The sequence below is a fragment of the Streptomyces sp. A3M-1-3 genome, assembly GCF_024213665.1.
In the GTDB taxonomy this organism is placed as follows: domain Bacteria; phylum Actinomycetota; class Actinomycetes; order Streptomycetales; family Streptomycetaceae; genus Streptomyces.
The window spans coordinates 1-520 of record NZ_JANAVP010000088.1; the positions used below are offsets into that span (position 1 = coordinate 1).

At 70.0% G+C, this 520-nt stretch carries 1 protein-coding gene; it reads left to right on the forward strand.

What is annotated here, in order from left to right:
- On the forward strand, nt 1-428 hold a 428-nt coding region (locus NLX86_RS34650; protein ID WP_302062083.1), incomplete at its 5' end, for a transposase.
- Nucleotides 429-520: the final 92 nt, after the last annotated feature.

Consider the following 520-nt stretch of genomic DNA (forward strand, 5'->3'; position numbering starts at 1 on the left):
CGGAGACCGGCGGGGACATGACCCGGTTCGCGACGGCCAAGCACCTCGCGTCCTGGGCCGGAGTCTGCCCGGGCCACCACGAGTCCGCCGGCCGCACCAAGAACACCAAGGTCCGGCCCGGCAACCCCTACCTCAAAGGCGCCCTCGGCCTCGCCGCGTTCGGCGCGGTCAGAACCAAGGACACCTACCTCGCCGCCCGCTACAAGCGGTTGACCGCCCGCCGCGGCCCACTCAGAGCCCTGGTCGCCGTCGAACACTCGATCATCACCGCGATCTGGCACATGCTCACCGACAACGTCGCCTACCAGGAACTCGGCGGCAGCTACTTCACCCAACGCGACCCCGAACGCGCCACCCGCCGGGCCATCACCCAGCTCAACCAGCTCGGCTACACCGTCACCCTCAACCCCAGGGAGACCGCGGCCTGACCGGCAGACCCGGACACCCGACGGCCCTCCACGGCCACCGGGCACCCAGCCCTGCCCACACCCACCCTGACCAGGTTCTATTTACGCGTCAG